20 protein-coding genes are annotated in these 17227 nt (G+C 64.7%); 12 read left to right on the plus strand and 8 right to left on the minus strand.

From position 1 onward, the window contains the following. The first annotated feature begins 48 nt into the window (after positions 1–48). The gene (locus AOT87_RS12820; protein ID WP_057969245.1) at positions 49–642 is read left to right on the plus strand and encodes a TetR/AcrR family transcriptional regulator; all 594 of its coding nucleotides are present in this window, start codon (positions 49–51) and stop codon (positions 640–642) included. Between the two features lie 26 nt (positions 643–668). Continuing rightward, positions 669–2051, plus strand: coding sequence for a family 1 glycosylhydrolase (locus AOT87_RS12825; RefSeq protein ID WP_057969246.1), 1383 nt, complete (start codon positions 669–671; stop codon positions 2049–2051). Here AOT87_RS12825 and AOT87_RS28835 read toward each other — a convergent pair. Beyond that, positions 2048–2665, minus strand: a complete 618-nt coding sequence (locus tag AOT87_RS28835) for a hypothetical protein (protein ID WP_057969247.1) — start codon at positions 2663–2665, stop codon at positions 2048–2050. The two genes, AOT87_RS12825 and AOT87_RS28835, sit on opposite strands and share 4 nt — an antisense overlap. Positions 2666–2701: 36 nt before the next feature. Here AOT87_RS28835 and pnuC point away from each other — a divergent pair, with 36 nt between their 5' ends. The 5 genes from pnuC to AOT87_RS12855 all read left to right on the plus strand — a co-directional run bounded on the left by pnuC (position 2702) and on the right by AOT87_RS12855 (position 7997). Further along, positions 2702–3280, plus strand: a complete 579-nt coding sequence (gene pnuC / locus AOT87_RS12835; RefSeq protein ID WP_057969248.1) for a nicotinamide riboside transporter PnuC — start codon at positions 2702–2704, stop codon at positions 3278–3280. Positions 3281–3371: 91 nt separating this feature from the next. After that, positions 3372–5648, plus strand: a complete 2277-nt coding sequence (helR, locus tag AOT87_RS12840) for an RNA polymerase recycling motor ATPase HelR (protein WP_057969249.1) — start codon at positions 3372–3374, stop codon at positions 5646–5648. A gap of 121 nt (positions 5649–5769) precedes the next feature. Further along, positions 5770–6495, plus strand: a complete 726-nt coding sequence (gene pyrH / locus AOT87_RS12845) for a UMP kinase (RefSeq protein ID WP_030094003.1) — start codon at positions 5770–5772, stop codon at positions 6493–6495. 45 nt (positions 6496–6540) lie between these two features. Further along, positions 6541–7098, plus strand: coding sequence for a ribosome recycling factor (gene frr, locus AOT87_RS12850; RefSeq protein WP_030094002.1), 558 nt, complete (start codon positions 6541–6543; stop codon positions 7096–7098). Positions 7099–7118: 20 nt separating this feature from the next. Further along, complete coding sequence (locus tag AOT87_RS12855) at positions 7119–7997, plus strand: phosphatidate cytidylyltransferase (protein WP_078322223.1); 879 nt, start codon at positions 7119–7121, stop codon at positions 7995–7997. Here the strand turns inward: AOT87_RS12855 and AOT87_RS12860 are convergent. Beyond that, positions 7994–8515 carry a hypothetical protein gene (locus tag AOT87_RS12860; protein ID WP_078322192.1) on the minus strand — a complete coding sequence of 174 codons (522 nt, stop codon included), beginning with the start codon at positions 8513–8515 and terminating at the stop codon, positions 7994–7996. The two genes, AOT87_RS12855 and AOT87_RS12860, sit on opposite strands and share 4 nt — an antisense overlap. A gap of 2 nt (positions 8516–8517) precedes the next feature. Next, positions 8518–9336, minus strand: a complete 819-nt coding sequence (locus AOT87_RS12865) for a DUF6159 family protein (RefSeq protein ID WP_057969309.1) — start codon at positions 9334–9336, stop codon at positions 8518–8520. Positions 9337–9424: 88 nt separating this feature from the next. On the opposite strand from AOT87_RS12865, the gene AOT87_RS12870 reads away from it, so the two are divergent. Further along, positions 9425–10162, plus strand: coding sequence for a dienelactone hydrolase family protein (locus tag AOT87_RS12870; protein WP_057969308.1), 738 nt, complete (start codon positions 9425–9427; stop codon positions 10160–10162). Beyond that, on the plus strand, positions 10162–10776 hold the full coding sequence (locus tag AOT87_RS12875) for a hypothetical protein (RefSeq protein ID WP_057969307.1): 615 nt from the start codon (positions 10162–10164) through the stop codon (positions 10774–10776). Before AOT87_RS12870 ends, AOT87_RS12875 begins: the two co-directional genes overlap by 1 nt. On the opposite strand, the gene AOT87_RS12880 is transcribed toward AOT87_RS12875, so the two are convergent. Further along, a complete protein-coding gene (locus tag AOT87_RS12880) occupies positions 10773–11477 on the minus strand; it encodes a hypothetical protein (RefSeq protein ID WP_057969306.1) in 705 nt (234 codons plus the stop codon). The two genes, AOT87_RS12875 and AOT87_RS12880, sit on opposite strands and share 4 nt — an antisense overlap. A 9-nt stretch (positions 11478–11486) precedes the next feature. Beyond that, a complete protein-coding gene (locus tag AOT87_RS12885) occupies positions 11487–12431 on the minus strand; it encodes a DMT family transporter (protein WP_109398759.1) in 945 nt (314 codons plus the stop codon). 156 nt (positions 12432–12587) lie between these two features. Here AOT87_RS12885 and AOT87_RS12890 point away from each other — a divergent pair, with 156 nt between their 5' ends. Continuing rightward, positions 12588–13454 (plus strand): LysR family transcriptional regulator, encoded by an 867-nt coding sequence (locus AOT87_RS12890; protein WP_030093994.1) that lies wholly within the window; start codon positions 12588–12590, stop codon positions 13452–13454. Here the strand turns inward: AOT87_RS12890 and AOT87_RS12895 are convergent. Next, positions 13451–14104: a class I SAM-dependent methyltransferase gene (locus AOT87_RS12895; RefSeq protein WP_030093993.1), complete on the minus strand. Its 654-nt coding sequence runs from the start codon at positions 14102–14104 to the stop codon at positions 13451–13453. The two genes, AOT87_RS12890 and AOT87_RS12895, sit on opposite strands and share 4 nt — an antisense overlap. Then, a complete protein-coding gene (locus AOT87_RS12900; protein ID WP_057969310.1) occupies positions 14097–15047 on the minus strand; it encodes an NAD(P)/FAD-dependent oxidoreductase in 951 nt (316 codons plus the stop codon). The genes AOT87_RS12895 and AOT87_RS12900 overlap by 8 nt, the downstream gene beginning before the upstream one ends. 70 nt (positions 15048–15117) lie before the next feature. Here AOT87_RS12900 and AOT87_RS12905 point away from each other — a divergent pair, with 70 nt between their 5' ends. Continuing rightward, the gene (locus tag AOT87_RS12905; RefSeq protein ID WP_030093991.1) at positions 15118–15723 is read left to right on the plus strand and encodes a helix-turn-helix domain-containing protein; all 606 of its coding nucleotides are present in this window, start codon (positions 15118–15120) and stop codon (positions 15721–15723) included. Positions 15724–15749: 26 nt separating this feature from the next. Beyond that, positions 15750–16871, plus strand: a complete 1122-nt coding sequence (gene rlmN, locus AOT87_RS12910; RefSeq protein ID WP_057969304.1) for a 23S rRNA (adenine(2503)-C(2))-methyltransferase RlmN — start codon at positions 15750–15752, stop codon at positions 16869–16871. On the opposite strand, the gene AOT87_RS12915 is transcribed toward rlmN, so the two are convergent. Further along, positions 16872–17132, minus strand: coding sequence for a DUF2631 domain-containing protein (locus AOT87_RS12915; RefSeq protein WP_030093989.1), 261 nt, complete (start codon positions 17130–17132; stop codon positions 16872–16874). Positions 17133–17227 lie beyond the last annotated feature (95 nt).

Below are 17227 nucleotides of genomic sequence, written 5' to 3' on the forward strand. Positions count from 1 at the left end.
GATTCGTTCCTGTGCGGGGCCGAACTGTTTGTGCGCTAGCCTCGGGCAATGCCAGCTGTTGGGCCTGATGCAAAGCGGTATCCCAAAGGGGAGGCCAAGCGCCGGGAGATCCTCGCCGCGGCGTTGACGGTGTTGGAGCGCGACGGGGAGGCCGGCGCCTCGATGCGTGTCATAGCCAAGGAAGCCAACATCAGCCTGGCCGGGCTCATGCACTACTTCCCGACGCGCGATGTGATCCTCACCGAGATCCAGCGCGATGCCGACGCCAGATTTGAACATTGGTATGGCAATTCGGACTCCGAGATCGACCCCGGCGAGGTGCTCGCACAAGCGATGCTCGACAAGGCGAGTAAGCCCGGCTCCGGGACGGTGTATCTCTCACTGGCGGCCGCCGCGGCCGTTGACCCGGGCCATCCTGCCGGCGCTTACCTGCGGGAGAGGTACGAGAGGATGCGCACGCTCATCGCCGAGTACGTGCGAGGGCGCCAAGCCGCGGGCGAGGTTCCCGAGCATGTCGATGCCGAATTCGCTGCGGCGGCGCTGATCGCGGCCGCAGACGGCATTCAGATCCAATGGATGTCGGATCCATCCATCGACATGGGCAGCCACATGCGGCGGGTGTGGGAGCGGCTACTGGCCTAGAAAACCATACAGTGTATGGTTTTCGTATGAAATGGATCGTCTCCGTCGTGGCATCGGCCGTCGTCGTGGCATTGGGATTGGCCGCTTGCAGCCCGCAGCAGGAGAGTTCGAAGGACGACTCCGCCTGGGATCGCGGGTTCTACTGGGGTACTGCAACTGCGGGCTACCAGGTGGAGGGCAGTGCTCCCGACAGCAATTGGCGACGCTATGTCGATCGCACCGCCGGTAGGCCGGTAGAGCCCGGGGCTGATCCACTGGGGGCTGGCCCGGTCGACCCGTACCGGCAGGCCGATGATTTCCGCCATCGATACGCCGAAGACATCGCCAATGCTCATGCCATGGGCGTCAATACATTTCGATTCGGGCTGGAGTGGTCGCGGGTGATGCCCGAGCCGGGCAAATGGGACGAGAAGGAACTGGCGTACTACGACTCCATCGTCGCGACGCTACGCGAGAACGGCATGACGCCGATGATCACGCTCATGCACTGGGTATACCCGGGCTGGGTCGCCGACCGCGGCGGCTTCATGAACAACATCGCGGCGTTCGAAGACTTTGCCAAGGCAATCACCAAACGCTATGCCGGACAAGGGGTGCTGTGGGTCAGCATCAACGAGCCACTGGCTTTCGGGGCGATGGAGGTGCGCACCGGCGCGATCAAACCCGATCAGTTCGAAGGCTTCCTGGATCGTCTTGCGCAGGCTCATCGTGCGGTGTACCGGGCCGCGCACGACGCCGACCCCAAGGCCAAGGTGACCACCAACGAGGCCTACATCCCCCCGGATGTGTTGGCGCAGTTCGCAGGCTTCGGGGTGAAGGGTCTGGATGGTTCGTTCTTCGACCGGGTCACCGGCAGCCTGGATTACCTGGGCTTTGACTACTACACCGGCACCGCCCGGGACAATCCGGCCTCGACGCAGAGCATGGCCGCACGCTGGAACATCAAGTTGCAGCCCGAGGACATCTACTACGTGTCGCGGCATTACGCGCAGCGATACCCCGGGCTGCCGATCTACATCGTCGAGAACGGCATGGTCACCGACAATGGAAAGCCGCGCTCTGACGGCGTGACCCGATCGCAGTACCTCAACGACACCGTCTTCTGGCTACAGCGGGCCAAGGCCGACGGTATCCCGATCATCGGGTACAACTACTGGTCGCTGGTCGACAACTACGAATGGGGAAGTTACCGGCCACGTTTCGGCCTCTACACCGTAGACGCGCTGGGTGATCCGGCACTGAAGCGCGTGCCCACCGATGCCGTCCAGACCTACACCCAGATCACCCGGGATGCAGGCACCGCAGCCGGCTACCGCCCGGCGATCCCGGCGGCGAAATGCTCCACGACGGTAGGGCGGGACAGCTGTGCGCCACTTGACCCGAACGGGCCGACGGTGCCGTTGCGTTAACGGCCGAGCAGGAAGTCGCGGTCGGGGTCGTCCGGTGGCACCGCGGGATCGCCGTCGACGATGAGGTCGGCGCGGGCCGCGGTGGGATCCCGGCGGAAGTGCGCTTCCTCCTCGTTGAGCCACAATCGCCAGAACTCGCGGAGCTCCTCGCCATCGCGAACCTCCGCGCGGCGCCTACGGGTCAGTTGGCAGGTCTGCACCCAGATCAGCGAACTCAACCAGCGGTCGGCGGCTGCGCGGCCCGAGCCGACGCCCTCGAGAATCAGCACCGACGGCGGTGCGCACTGCTCCGGTGGGCCGAATTCTCGGGTCGTCCAGTCGTAGCGCCGGTACCGCGCCAAGTTGCCGTGCGCCCAGGGCGCGAGAATCTGCTCCTCGAACCGCGGCCACCACCCGAAGAACGTCTCCCAGGACGCGAAGTCGTCGGTGTGCAGCAGTGCCGTGGACGGGGTTGTCGCCGATACCGCTGTGTGTAGTCGTGCAGCAAAGGTGCTCTTGCCGGCGGCGCCCCTGCCGTCGATGGCCACAACACGCACATCGCCGCAGTGTGGCTCGCTCTCGCTGATGATCGTGGCCAGCCACGCGAAGCTTCGCAGTGGTGCCGGTGTCGCCATGGCGCGAGCTTACTGGTGCTCGGCTAGCCTGTTGCGGTGGACTGGACAGAGCTAATCGGCAGCCTGGCCGGTGTGCTGTTCGTGATCCTCGCTGTCCGCCAGAATATTTGGACCTTCCCGGTCGCGATCGTCAGCTCGCTGTTCTACATCGTGGTCTTTAGCCGGCAGACCCTGTACGCCGACGCTGCCCTGCAGGTCATGTTTATCGCGCTGGCCGCTCAGGGCTGGTACCTGTGGCGGCGGGGAAGCCCGGATCGGCATGGTGTCGTGGTGCGGCGGACGCCACGGCGGGCGTGGCTGCCGTTGGCGTTGTCCCTGGCGGTCCTGGTGGCGGGACTGTATGCGTTCCTGATCACGTTCACCGATTCCAATGCCCCTCAGCTTGATTCGGCGATCACCGGGCTCAGTATCGTCTCCCAATTCATGATGAACCGAAAATGGATCGAGAATTGGGCACTTTGGATCATCACCGACACGTTCTCCGTAGGTGTTTATCTGTTCAAGGGGTTGAACCTGACGGCAGGTCTATACGCGTTTCTCACCGTGATGGCCGCCGTCGGGCTATGGAGCTGGCGCAAAGAATTGCGGACGGAGACGACCGTCGACTCGGTATGAACAACCTGCCCCTTCCAACATATATCGGACAGGGGGCCTTGCGGCAAGGCCCCGGTCATACCGCACAATCGCTGGCCGAACGTCAGATGCCATGAATGAGAACGGAAACGGGGAAGTCCAGTTGACGACATACGAGGAAGAACTGGAATCCGAGCGGGAGTACATCGCTGGGCTCTATGTGCGGCTCGACGCCGAGCGTGCGCGCGTTAAGGGGCGATACCGCAGTACCCTGCGTGCGCCTGTCGATCAGCAGAACGGTGCGGCCATGGTCGAGCGCGACGACGAGGTGCGCGCACTGGCCAGTCAGGCGCAACGCTTGGATGTCGCCGACGACGGACTGTGCTTCGGCCGGCTGGATGCCGTCTCGGGAGAGCGGTCCTACGTCGGACGCATCGGTCTTCTGGACGAGACGAATGACTACGAACCACTGCTGATCGATTGGCGGGCTCCGGCAGCGCAGGCCTTCTACATCGCCACCGGGGCCAACCCGGAAAACACTCGGCGCCGGCGCCAATTTCGGACTCGGGGACGTCACGTCGACGCGTTCTCCGACGAAATCCTGGGCCGTCCCGACAGTGAAGATCGCGACGGCGAACGCGGAAGCATGAGTGATGCGGCGCTGCTCGCGGCCGTGAACGCACCGCGCGGCAACGGCATGCGCGACATCGTGGCGACCATCCAGGCCGAGCAGGACCGGATCATCCGGCTCGATCATCCTGGCGTGCTGGTCATCGAGGGCGGTCCCGGCACAGGCAAAACCGTCGTGGCGCTGCACCGCGTCGCCTACCTGCTGTACACCCAGCGCAAGCGGATGGAACGCCACGGTGTGCTGGTTGTGGGCCCGAATGCGGCCTTCCTCAGCCATATTTCGCGGGTCCTGCCGTCGTTGGGCGAGACGAACGTGGTGTTCACGACGGCGGGAGATCTGCTGCCCGGTCTGAAGGTGACGGCGGAGGATGGAGCGGAGGCCGCGCGTCTCAAGGGCTCGCTGCAGATTCTTGACGTGCTCGCGGCTGCGGTCGCGGATCGGCAGCGGACCCCCGTGGAACCACTGCGCATCCAGCTCACCGACGTTTCGGTGCGCATCGATGCCGATATAGCGCAGTGGGCCATCGAAGAGGCGCGTGCGAGCAGGCTCCCGCACAACGATGCGCGAACGGTCTTCACCGACGTACTGACGTGGGCGATCACGGAGCGGGCGATCCCACGTATCGGCAAGGGGTGGCTCACACGCGAGGACCGCAAGGCCTGGGAGCACCTGCGCGCGGAGCTGCTGGATGAACTCGGGGATCACGAGGGATTCGCCGCCGCACTCGACGAGCTATGGCCGATGCTGACGCCGGAGATGCTCTTGTCGGAGCTGTACACCTCACCGGAGCGGCTGCGCGCTGCCGGTGCGGATCCGGCACTGGCACGCCCTGTCGGTGACGCATGGACGGTCTCAGACGTACCCCTGCTCGATGAGCTTGTCGACCTGGTGGGCCGCGATAAGGCCGCAGAGGAGGCGGCTGAAGAGGAGCGCAGGGCCGAGGCCGAGTACGCGGCCGGGGTGTTGGACCTGATGACCGGCCGTGAAGACATGATGGACGACGAAGACCACCTCTTCGCCACCGATCTGCTCGGCGCCGAGGACCTCGCGGAACGATTCACCGAACGTGACACCCGCGACCTGGTCGAACGCGCGTCGGCCGACCGGGACTGGACGTACGGGCACATCGTGATCGACGAGGCGCAGGAGCTGTCCGAAATGGACTGGCGAGTTTTGATGCGCCGGTGTCCAAGCCGCTCGTTCACGGTGGTCGGGGACCTGGCTCAGCGCCGAGCGGTGGCCGGTGCCACCTCCTGGGACGCGATTCTGGCCCCGTATGTGCCGGGACGCTGGCTATACCGGTCGTTGTCGGTGAACTACCGCACCCCGGCCGAGATCATGGCCGTCGCCGCGGCGCTGCTTGCCGAGTTCGCACCGGGCGTCCAGCCACCCGAATCCGTCCGTTCCTGTGGCGTGCGCCCCTGGTCGAGACATCTCACCGAGGGCGAATTATCAAAAGCCATCGAGGAATTCACGAGCGATGAAGACGCTCGGGAGGGCACGAGTGTGGTGATCGGGCCACCGGGTGTACCCGGCACGGTGCCCGCCGCCGAGACCAAGGGCCTGGAGTTCGACGCGGTGCTGGTCGTGGAGCCGGAACGGATCCTGGCGGATGGGCCGCGCGGTGCGGCCGAGCTCTATGTGGCGCTCACCCGCGCCACACAGCGCCTGGGCGTGCTGCACGTGGCGCCGTTGCCGCAAGCTCTCGTCGGCCTCACCGAAACCACAGTCGGCCCCGGCTCGGTTCGCCGGGTCGTGCCAACGAGCGTCGCCCAATAAGGCAGGATAGACACCGCCGTCGCGGCCTTCCGATGAGCCGCTTGCGCGATGAGCGGAAGCAGCGGGCCCGATGGCTGAGTTTTGTGCACCGGCGTTGTTGAACCCGTACCGAGGAGGCGTGATGACTCGCGATGTGAGCCGCACCGGATATAAGCGGGTGCTGCTCAAGCTCGGCGGCGAGATGTTCGGCGGGGGAGCTGTCGGTCTTGACCCGGATGTGGTCCATAGGGTGGCCAGCCAAATTGCCGAGGTGGTTCGCAGCGGTGCCGAGGTGGCGGTCGTCATCGGCGGTGGCAACTTCTTCCGCGGCGCGCAGCTGCAGCAGCGCGGGATGGAACGGACGCGCTCGGACTACATGGGCATGCTCGGCACCGTCATGAATAGCCTTGCGCTGCAAGACTTTCTGGAAAAAGAAGGCATTGTCACGCGCGTGCAGACGGCTATCACCATGGGCCAGGTTGCCGAACCGTACATCCCGCTGCGGGCCAGGAGGCATCTGGAGAAGGGCCGCGTTGTCATCTTCGGTGCCGGCATGGGATTGCCGTACTTCTCCACCGACACCACCGCGGCACAGCGTGCGCTGGAGATCGGCGCCGAGGTGGTGCTGATGGCCAAGGCGGTCGACGGCATCTTCACCGATGACCCGCGCGCCAATCCTGACGCCGAGTTCCTGCCGGAGATCACGCACCGCGAGGTCATTGATCGCGGATTGCAGGTCGCCGATGCCACCGCGTTCAGCCTGTGTATGGACAACCGGATGCCAATCCTGGTGTTCAACCTGCTTACCGAAGGCAATATCGCCAGGGCGGTCGCAGGTGAGAAGATCGGAACGCTGGTAACACCATGATGAGCCGCTTGCGCGAAGATCATCAGACCCGATGGGAGATCAATCGTGATTGACGAGGTTCTTCTCGACGCCGAGGAGAAGATGGAAAAGGCCGTGTCGGTCGCCCGCGATGACTTCGCGACGATTCGCACGGGCCGTGCCAACCCTGGAATGTTTCAGCGGGTTGTCATCGACTACTACGGCACCATCACCCCCATCACGCAGATCGCCGGCATCAACGTGCCCGAGGCTCGCCTGGTGGTCATCAAGCCGTACGAGGCCAATCAGCTCAAGGCCATCGAGGAGGCGATCCGCAACTCGGACCTGGGCCTGAACCCGAGCAACGACGGCAGCATCATTCGCGTTGCCATTCCGCAGCTCACCGAGGAACGTCGTCGCGAGCTCGTCAAGCAGGCCAAGGGCAAGGGCGAGGACGCCAAGGTGACCCTGCGCAACATCCGGCGTAAGGCCAATGACGAACTGAACCGGATCAAGAAGGACGGCGAGGCCGGCGAGGACGAAGTGGGCCGCGCGGAAAAGGATCTGGACAAGACCACCTCCCAGTACGTGACTCAGATCGATGAGTTGGTGAAGCACAAAGAAGGCGAGTTACTGGAGGTCTAGGGCCCCCGGTAATGACGACCATGGGAGATACCGACGCGGCTCCGGCCCCCGGCAACAGCCCTGCGCCCCCTTCGGGGACGAAGTCCCGGGCCGGACGCAATTTGCCGGCGGCCATCGGCGTCGGCGCTGTTCTCGCCGCCATGATCATTTTCTCGCTGCTGTACCAGAAGGAGATCTGGGTCGGCATCATCTCGGTCTTCCTCGGCATCGCGATGTGGGAGGTGACCAAGCGGCTGCGCCAGGCCGACATCTCGGTGCCATTCATCCCGCTCTTCGTTGGTGGGCAGGCCATGATCTGGCTGACCTGGCCGTGGGGGACCGCCGGAGCGTTGGGTGCGTTTGGCGCCACCGTCGTGGTCTGCATGATCTGGCGCCTGGTCGGGCACGGGTTGAACCAGCAGCCGGTGAACTATCTGCGCGATGTCGCCATCACGGTGTTCGTCGCCGCGTGGATCCCGCTGTTCGCATCCTTCGGCGCGCTTCTGGTCTATCCGGAAAATGGCGCTGAGCAGGTCTTCTGCCTCATGCTCGGGGTCACCTTCTCCGACATCGGAGGGTATGCGGCCGGTGTGCTGTTCGGTAAGCATCCGATGGCACCCGCAATCAGTCCCAAGAAATCCTGGGAGGGCTTGGCCGGCTCGCTCCTGGTGGGCACGACCGCATCGACCCTGGCGGTGACCTTCCTGCTGGGTCACCATCCCTTTGTCGGTGTGGCACTGGGCATCATGCTCGTCATCACGGGAACCCTCGGCGACTTGGTCGAGTCGCAGGTCAAGCGCGACTTGGGCATCAAGGACATGGGCACGCTGCTGCCCGGACACGGCGGCATCATGGACCGTCTGGACTCGTTGCTGCCTTCCGCGGTGGCCACCTGGATCGTGTTGACGCTCTTTATCTAAGTCGGGTGTGTGGCGACGAGTTCTCGGTACAGCACCGTTTGGTAGACGAGGATGAGTGCCAACGCGTAGACGACCGCGGGCAGCAGGAATATCAGAGCCAGAATGCTGAGGAGCAGCATCAGGCCGGAGGATTCCGGCTTCAGTAGGAGTAGGCCGAGGCCCGCGGACATGAGTGCCACCGAGGTCACCGTCAGGAGTGCTGACCCGAGTAGACAGCGTGCCCAGTTATGCCGAAAGTGGTCTAGTGCGATGGCGATTCCTACGAGGCCGCCAACATTTTCCAGCATGATCGTAGGCAGCACCAATAGGGTGACGGAAAGCCAAAGGCCCCCTGCCAGGGTGCCGGCCACCCAGCTGTCGATCGAGTTCAATGCGTACGTGGCGATGGCGTAGGCCAGCACGACGATGCCAGTGCTCCACAGGACCGACCTGGATGCGAATCCAAGCAGCACAGGCCACGCGCGCAACGCACGGGCAGAAGCCCGCAGTGTGTGCCAGGACTCGGTAAGACCCCTCACACCTATCGCGTTTTGAGCGCCTGGCGCAGGTCTACTCCGGCGAACGGTCCCGGCACATGGCCATCAACCGTGAACCGGTACAGGGCGGTCTGAAAGATTCCGGTGAGCGCGGCTCCGATGATGGAGCCCGCCAGGATCCACAGCGCGCCGAGTGCCACGAGCACGCCCGTCACGGCGGTGACGTTCGCGGCGACCCCCAGGTAGATCAACCCGGCCCCGGGCAGCGTCAACATCGCGGTGAAAAAGTTCAGGCCCACGACGCCGACGACGTTCTGGCCCCAGGCGTTCTTGAGTGTTTCCTTGGTCTTCTTGACGGCGTCGATCGCGCCGAGATTCTGCAGCACGATCGTGGGCAGCACCTGGAAGGACACCACGCGCCAGGCGACGTCCAGCAATCGCCCGACGAACGGCACCCGCTCCTCGATGGCGCTGATGATCCAGGAGACGACACCGGTGATAAGAACCCAGGGGAGCAGACGTCCGCCGCGCTGGGCTGCTGCCGAGATTCCCCCGGCGACGCTCGGGTCTCCGCCCTCTAGTGCGATGTTCGCCTGTGAGATGAGCGCCGCCTGCCAGAACGTCGCGACGTACATCAGCACGAAGTACCCGACGGCGAAGACCGGGTAAAAGAGCGGCGGCACCGAATCTCCGGTCGTCGCGGGCAGTAGCAGGACGCCGAGGGTCACCATTCCGATGAGCACAAGCAACGCGGTGAGCCCGGACAAAATCGGGAAGACGACGAGCTCCTTACGTGAGCTCAGCACCTTCGCGGATGTCTTGAAGATTTGCCACGATGTCGACAGCGTGCTGGTGACGGCCATCAGATTTCCCCCTGGTCATTGACGGATCAATGAGGCTCAAGATACCAGTGCAGTAGCTACCCGCATGGGTGGCTGGTTTGATGGACATATGTCTCGTCGCGACGTTCAGATCCCGACAGCCGACGGGCAATGCCCGGGCACTCTGCACCTGCCGGACCAGCCCGGCCCCGCTGTCATCCTCTACCCCGACGCAGGCGGTGCCCGCGAGGTCATGCGCGAGATGGGAGACCGCCTCGCGACGCTGGGATACGTCGCATTGGTGCCCGACGTCTACTACCGCGAAGGCGATTGGGAACCTTTCGATCTGGCGACCGCGTTCGGTGACCCGCAGGAGCGTGGTCGTCTCTTCGCGACCATGGCCACCCTCACCCCCGAGCGCATCGATGCCGACGCGGGGGCCTTTCTGGATTTCCTCGACCAGCAGGTCGAGGTCACGGGCGACACGGTAGGTCTGACCGGATACTGCATGGGAGGGCGGATCTCGTTGCGGGTAGCGGCGACTCACGCTCCCCGGGTGGGCGCCGCCGCGTCATTCCACGGTGGCAACCTGGCCAAGGCCGACGACCCGAATAGTCCGCACCACCTCGCCGACCGGATCACCGGTGCCGTGCTGGTTGCCGCCGCAGAGCAGGACGCCTCCTTTCCGCCCGAGCAGGAGCAGCTCCTGGCGCAGGTGCTGACCGATGCCGGGGTGCGACACACCATCGAGACATACCCCGCCCGGCACGGGTTCGCGGTCACGGACAACGCCACCTACGACGAGGCGACGGCCGCGCGGCATTGGCAAGCCCTCGCCGAGCTCTACGGCTCACACCTGGGGGTTTAATGCTGTTCGAGCCCAGGCTGCGGGCCGGAATTCACGATGGCACCATCTCGGTGGCTTACCGCCGCTGGAAGCGCCCCCAGGTGAAGATCGGTGGTCGTTACCGCGTCGGCTCGGATCGCATTCGTTCCATGACCGAGTTCGATTTCATCGAGGTCGATGCTGTCGATGAGATCACGGCGCGCGACATCGGCGATGCCGACGCGCTACTAGCCGGTTATCCCTCAGCCGCGGCAGCGCGAAGCGATGTCGGCGCGAGCGGTGACGATCCTTTGTACCGCTTGGCGTTTCGAAAGATAGCGATGGTCGATCCGCGCGCGGAGCTGGCCTCTGCGGTAGCGCTCACGGATGCCGACATCGCCGACATCGACGCGCGATTGGATCGGATGGACCGCAGCGCCACGCCGGGGCCGTGGACTCGCGAGGTGCTGCGAGAGATCGCCCAGCGCCCGCAGGTGCGTGCCAAAGACCTCGAATCTTGCTCCCGCTGGCCCGATTTGGCGACGTTCAAGGTGCACGTGCGCAAGCTCAAGAACCTTGGTCTGACCCTGAGTCTGCCGGTGGGTTATCGGCTCTCACCGCGTGGTGAGGAGTATCTGGCCCGGGCGCTGAGCTAGCAGCTGAATTCCCGGCCGCTGCCGTCGGATGGGGTGGTCTCCTTCAGGCAACCAAAGGGCTCGATCCCGGCATCACTGACCCGAATCGCGGACTTGGTTTTGGTGTTGGCGCAGAACAATCCGGAAGTCTCACTACGGCAAGCGAAATCCCCGAACGTCAGGCGGCCGCCGTAGTCGAGTGGGTTTCCGTCGCCGCTTTGGAAGGGACCTGGGTCGCCATGGAGCCCACCCACGGTGACCTGCTGGCCATTGAAATCTGTCCATCCGCCGACCCAGTTGCCCTCGGCGCCGGCGGGCCGCTTTGGCGGATTCGTGAGGTTGACCAGGCAAGACAGTGTGCCGGGCTCGATGTTGCTCGTCATGCATCGCGTCTTGCCCGAGGGAGTCTTGAACGCGACATTCTCCCCGAGATCAGTCTTCTGGCCATCCTGGCTGGTCGCCGAGTGAAAGTTGGTGGCATTCACCGGCGCTCCCTTGGAAATCCACTGCGCCACAGCGTCATATGGCGTACCTGCGACGGGTTCCGGCAATTCGATGGGAGTCGTCGTGGTGGTCGTGGTGGGGGCCTTGCTTGTGGTGCTACTTGGCGTTGGTGTGCTCGATGAGGGAGTGGTCGGGGAGACCGAGGCTCCTTTCGAGCATCCTGCGACCAGGAGCGTCGCTCCCAGCATGATCAGACCACCGTGTAACAGGGCACGCATGCAGCCAGGCTAGCTGGCTGCCACCGACTGACGGGTAGGCGCGGCGGCTGCCACCTCGATTGCAGGATTCTTCTCAGCTGCGGCGGGCCTGCTGGCACGGGCGTTCAGCCAGCAGGCCAGTGCGCCGAGCGCCAGCCCGATACCGATGCCGACATCCACACGCTGGCCGAGAATCGCCCACGACAACAGTCCTGCGACGGCAGGGATGACGCAAAACAGCATGGCCACCGCGGAAGCGCCGAACCGGCTCACAGCGTGGACGTACGTGGAGATGCCGAGTACCGCGCTGAACACCACCATGGCGCACACCGCCCAGGTGGCCTTCCATGGATCATGTACGGCAGTGGGCGTCAGCAGGGCCAATATGCCGGCGGGCACCAGCCCGGCGATGTTCTGGATGGTGCAGTTGACCCGAAAATCCACACCTGCGCAGAAACGCTGCTGGTACACGCCCCCCGCGGCCAGGCCGAGCAGCGCGATCAAGAGCAGCACCAGCACCGTGTCGACGCCGCCCGTCGCGAGCAGCCGGCTGGCGCAGGCGGCCAGCACGGCAACGATGCCGAGCACCAGGGCAAGGACTCGCCACCCGTTGAGCCGCTCACCCAGAAACAGGGCCGCGAGCACTGCGGTGACAACAGGATTCATGGAAATGACGACCGCGCCAAGGACGGCGGGCGCGCCGTGTTCGAGGGCTTCGTACAACGCGCAGAACTGCACCGCCTGCATCAACAGGCCGGTAATGACGACGTGCCCGAGCTTGCGACCCGTCGGCCAGGCCGCCTTGGCCAGTAGGGCCCAGGCGGCGACGATCAGACCGGCGAAGGTGAAGCGGGCGACCAGCACCAGCATGGGTGTCATGGCGGACACCGCGAGCGCGCCAACGGGGTAGCCCAGTGCGTAGAGGAATGTCAGCATCGACGCGAACCACATCGGCATCTTCTGCATGCCTGCCATGGTCGCCGGTCTCGACGACCGATGTCCAACGATAATTACTGATCAAAATCAATCAGCAATTGTTATCAATTGATACATCCCGCCCAGTGTGGAGCTCATGATCACCCGACGTGGAGAAACATTGATCAAGAATTGTGATCGGACTACGGTGGCGATATGGCGAGTTCGACACTCGATATAGCACCGCTGCGGTCGCTGGTCGCAGTGGCGGATTGCGGGGGATTCCACCGGGCCGCGGCCGTGCTGCATCTGACCCAATCCGCGGTCAGTCAGCATGTGCGCAAGCTGGAGGCCGCGGTCGGAGAGCCGGTGGTCCGGCGTTCGGGGCGCGGTGTGGTGTTCACCGATAAGGGTGCGCAGCTGCTGGCGCACGCTCGTCGTATCCTTGCCGCGCACGACAGTGCGGTCGACGATCTGATCGCCGGCCAAGAACGCACGCTGATTCTGGGTGTCACCGAGCACGGCGCGGATTTGATACTGCCCAGCATCACCACTGCGCTGCGCAGTCATCTCCCGGATTGGTCGGTGCGGGTGCGGTTCGATCGCAACCTTTATCTCGCCGAATCCGTGGACCGGGGGAGCATGGATCTGGCGGTCATCCTCGACGGATCGGGCCTGGATCGGGCCAACGCGGTGGGCACCGTTCGGCTGCGGTGGGTTGCGGCGCGTGGCTACAAGGCGAGTTCCATTGAGCCCCTGCAGGTCGTGACCTTCACCGAACCGTGCACCCTGCGTGCGCCCATGTTCAGCGCGCTGCACACGCTGGGGCGCCAGTACCAGATTGTGGGGGAATCACCGGACTTATCGGGGTTGTACGCGGGCCTGCGATCCGGGTTGGGAATGGCGCTGCTGCCCATCATCGGGTGGCTGCCCGACGGCATCGCCCCGGTCGAGGCCATGCCCGCGGCGAACCTGGCGACCCTATCGGTCGTCGGCCGCCGCGGGCTTGAAGCCGGCGTGTATGCCGCTGTGGAAGGGGCTGCACGCGAGGCGCTTTCGGGCGCCGCCGCGGCGATCGCCTAGACCAATTCTGCGGCAGCGGTGCGGTGGGCTCTCAGCACCGTATCGGCGATATCGAACTCCTCATCGTCTCGCGTAAATGTGCGGTTGCGTGACTCGGCGACGAGGATGCGCCACAGGTCAGGATCGAGCGTGTCGGCGATGTCCTCGGCGGTGAAGTACCAGTCGGGCAGGTCCGGCCGGCCAATCGCCGCGTGCATGTCCGACGGATGGTGCCCGACGATCAGCAAGGTGCCCCCCGGTGCCACTGCTGCGGCCAGCGCGGCGAACACGGGCTCGCGCAGCTTTGTCGGCAGGTGCATGAAATGCGAGGTCACCAAATCGAATTGCCGATTCGGCTGCCATGTTGTCAGGTCGGCCTGCATCCAGGTGATCCTGTTGGCGAGCTCGGGGTCGGCTCTGGTGGCATTATCGGCGGCACGAAGCAGGGCGGTCTCCGCGAAATCCATTCCGGTGACCTGCCAGCCCTTCTGGGCCAGCCAGATCGCGTCACCGCCCTCGCCGCAGCCGGCGTCGAGCGCGGTTCGTGGCGGCAGTGACGAAATCTCATTGACCAGTTGTGGATTGGCGTTCCCGCTCCATAGTGCGTCGTGCGACCGGTAAAACTCATCCCAGGACTTCTCGTCGGACGGCGGGTTCTGGTGATCACGCATGTTGTAGCTCCTGGGCGTCGGCGACCGCGAGGTCGGCGTTGATGATCGCGGCGACCTCGGTTCCGGCCGCCGCAGAAGTGATGACCTGTGCCTTGATATCGGTGACGTTTCCGGCGGCGTAGATCCCCGGCGCCGCGGTGGCTCCTCTGGTGACCGGCAGATATGTCCCCAACAGATGGTCTTCGAGTCGCATTTCCTGCGCCGTCAGGCGTACCGGCGCCAACATGTCGACGCGCGCCGACACCACGGTCGCGACGACCAGCGCATCACACGGAAGCACGGCGCCGGTTCCCAGCTCTACCGCGGTGAGCGAGTCATCGCTGATCCGCAGGCGTGCAACGGGGCCGTCCACCACGCCGATGTCCCGGCGAGCCAGCTGCGCCGCATCCTCGGGTGATAGCGGAAAATCGTTGTGCCGCACCAGGCTGACGTTATCGCTGAGCTGGCGGAAGAGCAGCGCGTGGTGAACCGCTAGTGGGCCGGTGCCGAGCACGGCGATGGCGCGATCGCGCACTTCCCAGCCGTGGCAGTAGGCGCAGTGCAGGACGTCACGGCCCCAACGCTCGGCTAGGCCCTCGATATCGGGTAGTTCATCCACCACTCCGGTGGCCACCAGAACGCGGCGGGCTTGCACCGTTGAGGTCGTGCCGTCTGGCCAATCCACCGTCACGTCGAAATGGTTGTCCGCGTGGGATACCGAGGTGGCGCGCGCGTCGCGGAAGGCCGCGCCGTACTCTGCCGCCTCGCCGCGCCCGATATCAAACAGCTCGGACGGCGGAGTCGACTCGCGTCCGAGGTAGTTGTGAACCCGATCCGCCGGCGCGTTGCGCGGGTGGTGATCGTCGATCACGACCACCGACCGCCGCGACCGAGCGAGGGTGATGGCGGCCGACAGGCCCGCGGCACCGCCACCGATGATGGCTACATCCCAGAGTTTGTTCATGACACCACTATTCGGGCGGACCTGCGAAATGCGCAAGCTTTCTTGCCAAAGCAGCAATTTGGCCGCCATCATGGTTGGTATGGACGACCAGAATCAGCGGTTAGAGGCCGTGCTTGACGCGCTGGGGCCCCGGCTGCGGGCGCTGCGCCTGCATCGTCAGGTCACCCTGGCGCAGTTGTCCGACACGACGGGTATTTCCGAGAGCACGCTGTCGCGCCTGGAATCCGGTCAGCGGCGGCCCACTCTGGAACTTCTGCTGCTGCTGGCCGAGGCACACCAGGTGCCGCTCGACGAGCTGGTGAACGCACCCGCCACGGGTGACCCGCGCATCCACCCCAAACCGTTCAAACGACACGGGTCGGTCTATCTGCCGCTGTCACGCCGGCCCGGTGGGGTGCAGTGCTACAAGCAGATCATCCCGCCGCATTCGCCGAAGGGGGAACCGAACCTGAAGGTCCATGAGGGCTATGAGTGGATGTACGTGCTCTCCGGAAAGGTCCGCCTACTGCTCGGCGAGCTGGACCTGATTCTGCCCGCCGGTGAAGCCGCCGAGTTCGATACGCATATCCCGCATTGGTTCGGCAATCCGACCGATAAACCCGTCGAGGTATTGCACATTTTCGGCCCGCAGGGGGAGCGGATGCATGTGCGGGCACGTTCCGGTTCGGGGAACTAGCGCGAGCCTGGGATACTAGGTGGGTTATGTCTGCCGATAAAGGGTCCCTGCCGCTGGTTTTCGACGCGCCGCGCCGGGCCATGCCGCCGCGTCACCTGGCGGATATGACGGCCGAGCAGACGCGTGAGGCTGTGACCGCATTGGGGCTTCCGGCGTTTCGTGCCAAGCAGATCGCCAACCAGTACTACGGACGGCTGGTGGGCGACCCCGCGGCAATGACAGACCTTCCAGCGGGGGCGCGCGATGGTGTGGGCGAAGCACTGTTTCCCCGGCTGCTTCATCCGCTGCGCCAGGTGGCCTGTGATTCCGGGGACACTCGAAAGACGTTGTGGCGCTTACATGACGGCAGCACCGTCGAGTCCGTACTGATGCGCTACACCGACCGCAACACGCTGTGTATCTCTTCGCAGGCGGGGTGTGGCATGGCCTGCCCGTTCTGTGCCACCGGGCAGGGTGGACTGACGCGCAACCTCTCGGCCGCGGAGATCCTGGAGCAGGTCCGCGATGCCGCGGCCTCACTGCGTGACGGTGAGCTGCCGGGCGGCCCCGGCCGGTTGTCGAACATCGTCTTCATGGGCATGGGTGAGCCCCTGGCCAACTACAACCGGGTGCTCACAGTGCTGCGCAAGATCACGGCGCCGCCCCCCGACGGATTCGGTATCTCGCAGCGCGGTGTCACGGTCTCGACAGTGGGGCTGGCGCCGGCCATTCGCAAACTTGCCGATGAGGGACTAGGGGTCACTCTGGCGGTGTCGTTGCACTGCCCGGACGATGAGCTGCGCGACACCCTGGTGCCGGTCAACACCCGGTGGGCCATCAGCGAGGTGCTCGATGCCGCGCGGTACTACGCCGATGTCACGGGACGTCGGGTGTCCATTGAGTACGCGCTCATCCGCGATGTGAACGATCAGCCCTGGCGCGCTGACATGCTCGGTAAGAAGCTGCGAAAAGCCTTGGGGCAGTTCGTTCATGTGAATCTGATTCCGCTTAATCCGACGCCGGGCAGTCAATGGGATGCCAGCCCGAAGCCGGTCGAGCGTGAGTTCGTGCGACGCGTGCGCGAGCAGGGGGTTTCCTGCACGGTGCGTGATACCCGAGGTCGCGAGATTGCCGCCGCATGCGGCCAATTGGCCGCGTCCGAGCGCTAGCTAGCGGATACGGCCCGAGCGGCGACCGAAGTAGTCGTTCGCGGTGAAGGCCAGCACGATGACGGCGAAACCGACACAGAAGATGTCTTCGACCTTGCCGACGTGATTGCCCTTGAGGAGCAGCAGCAAGAAGGCCGCGATGGCGAGGCCCAGGATGTGGAAGATGCGGGGGTTCTGGCCCGAGAGCCCACGCCCGAACGCTGCGGACGGCACGTCCTCGACATCGACTCCGTCGTGCTTGACAACCTCAGTCGTGGCCACCGCCAGCCCTCCAATCTCAGACGTCTACTACAGCCCATAGTGTGCCACGCCCATCCGCTCCCGGGTACGCACACCCCGCACGGCGTGGAAACTTG

Origin of the sequence: Mycobacteroides sp. H003 (assembly GCF_001440135.1) — a bacterium.
Lineage (GTDB): Bacteria > Actinomycetota > Actinomycetes > Mycobacteriales > Mycobacteriaceae > Mycobacterium > Mycobacterium gwanakae.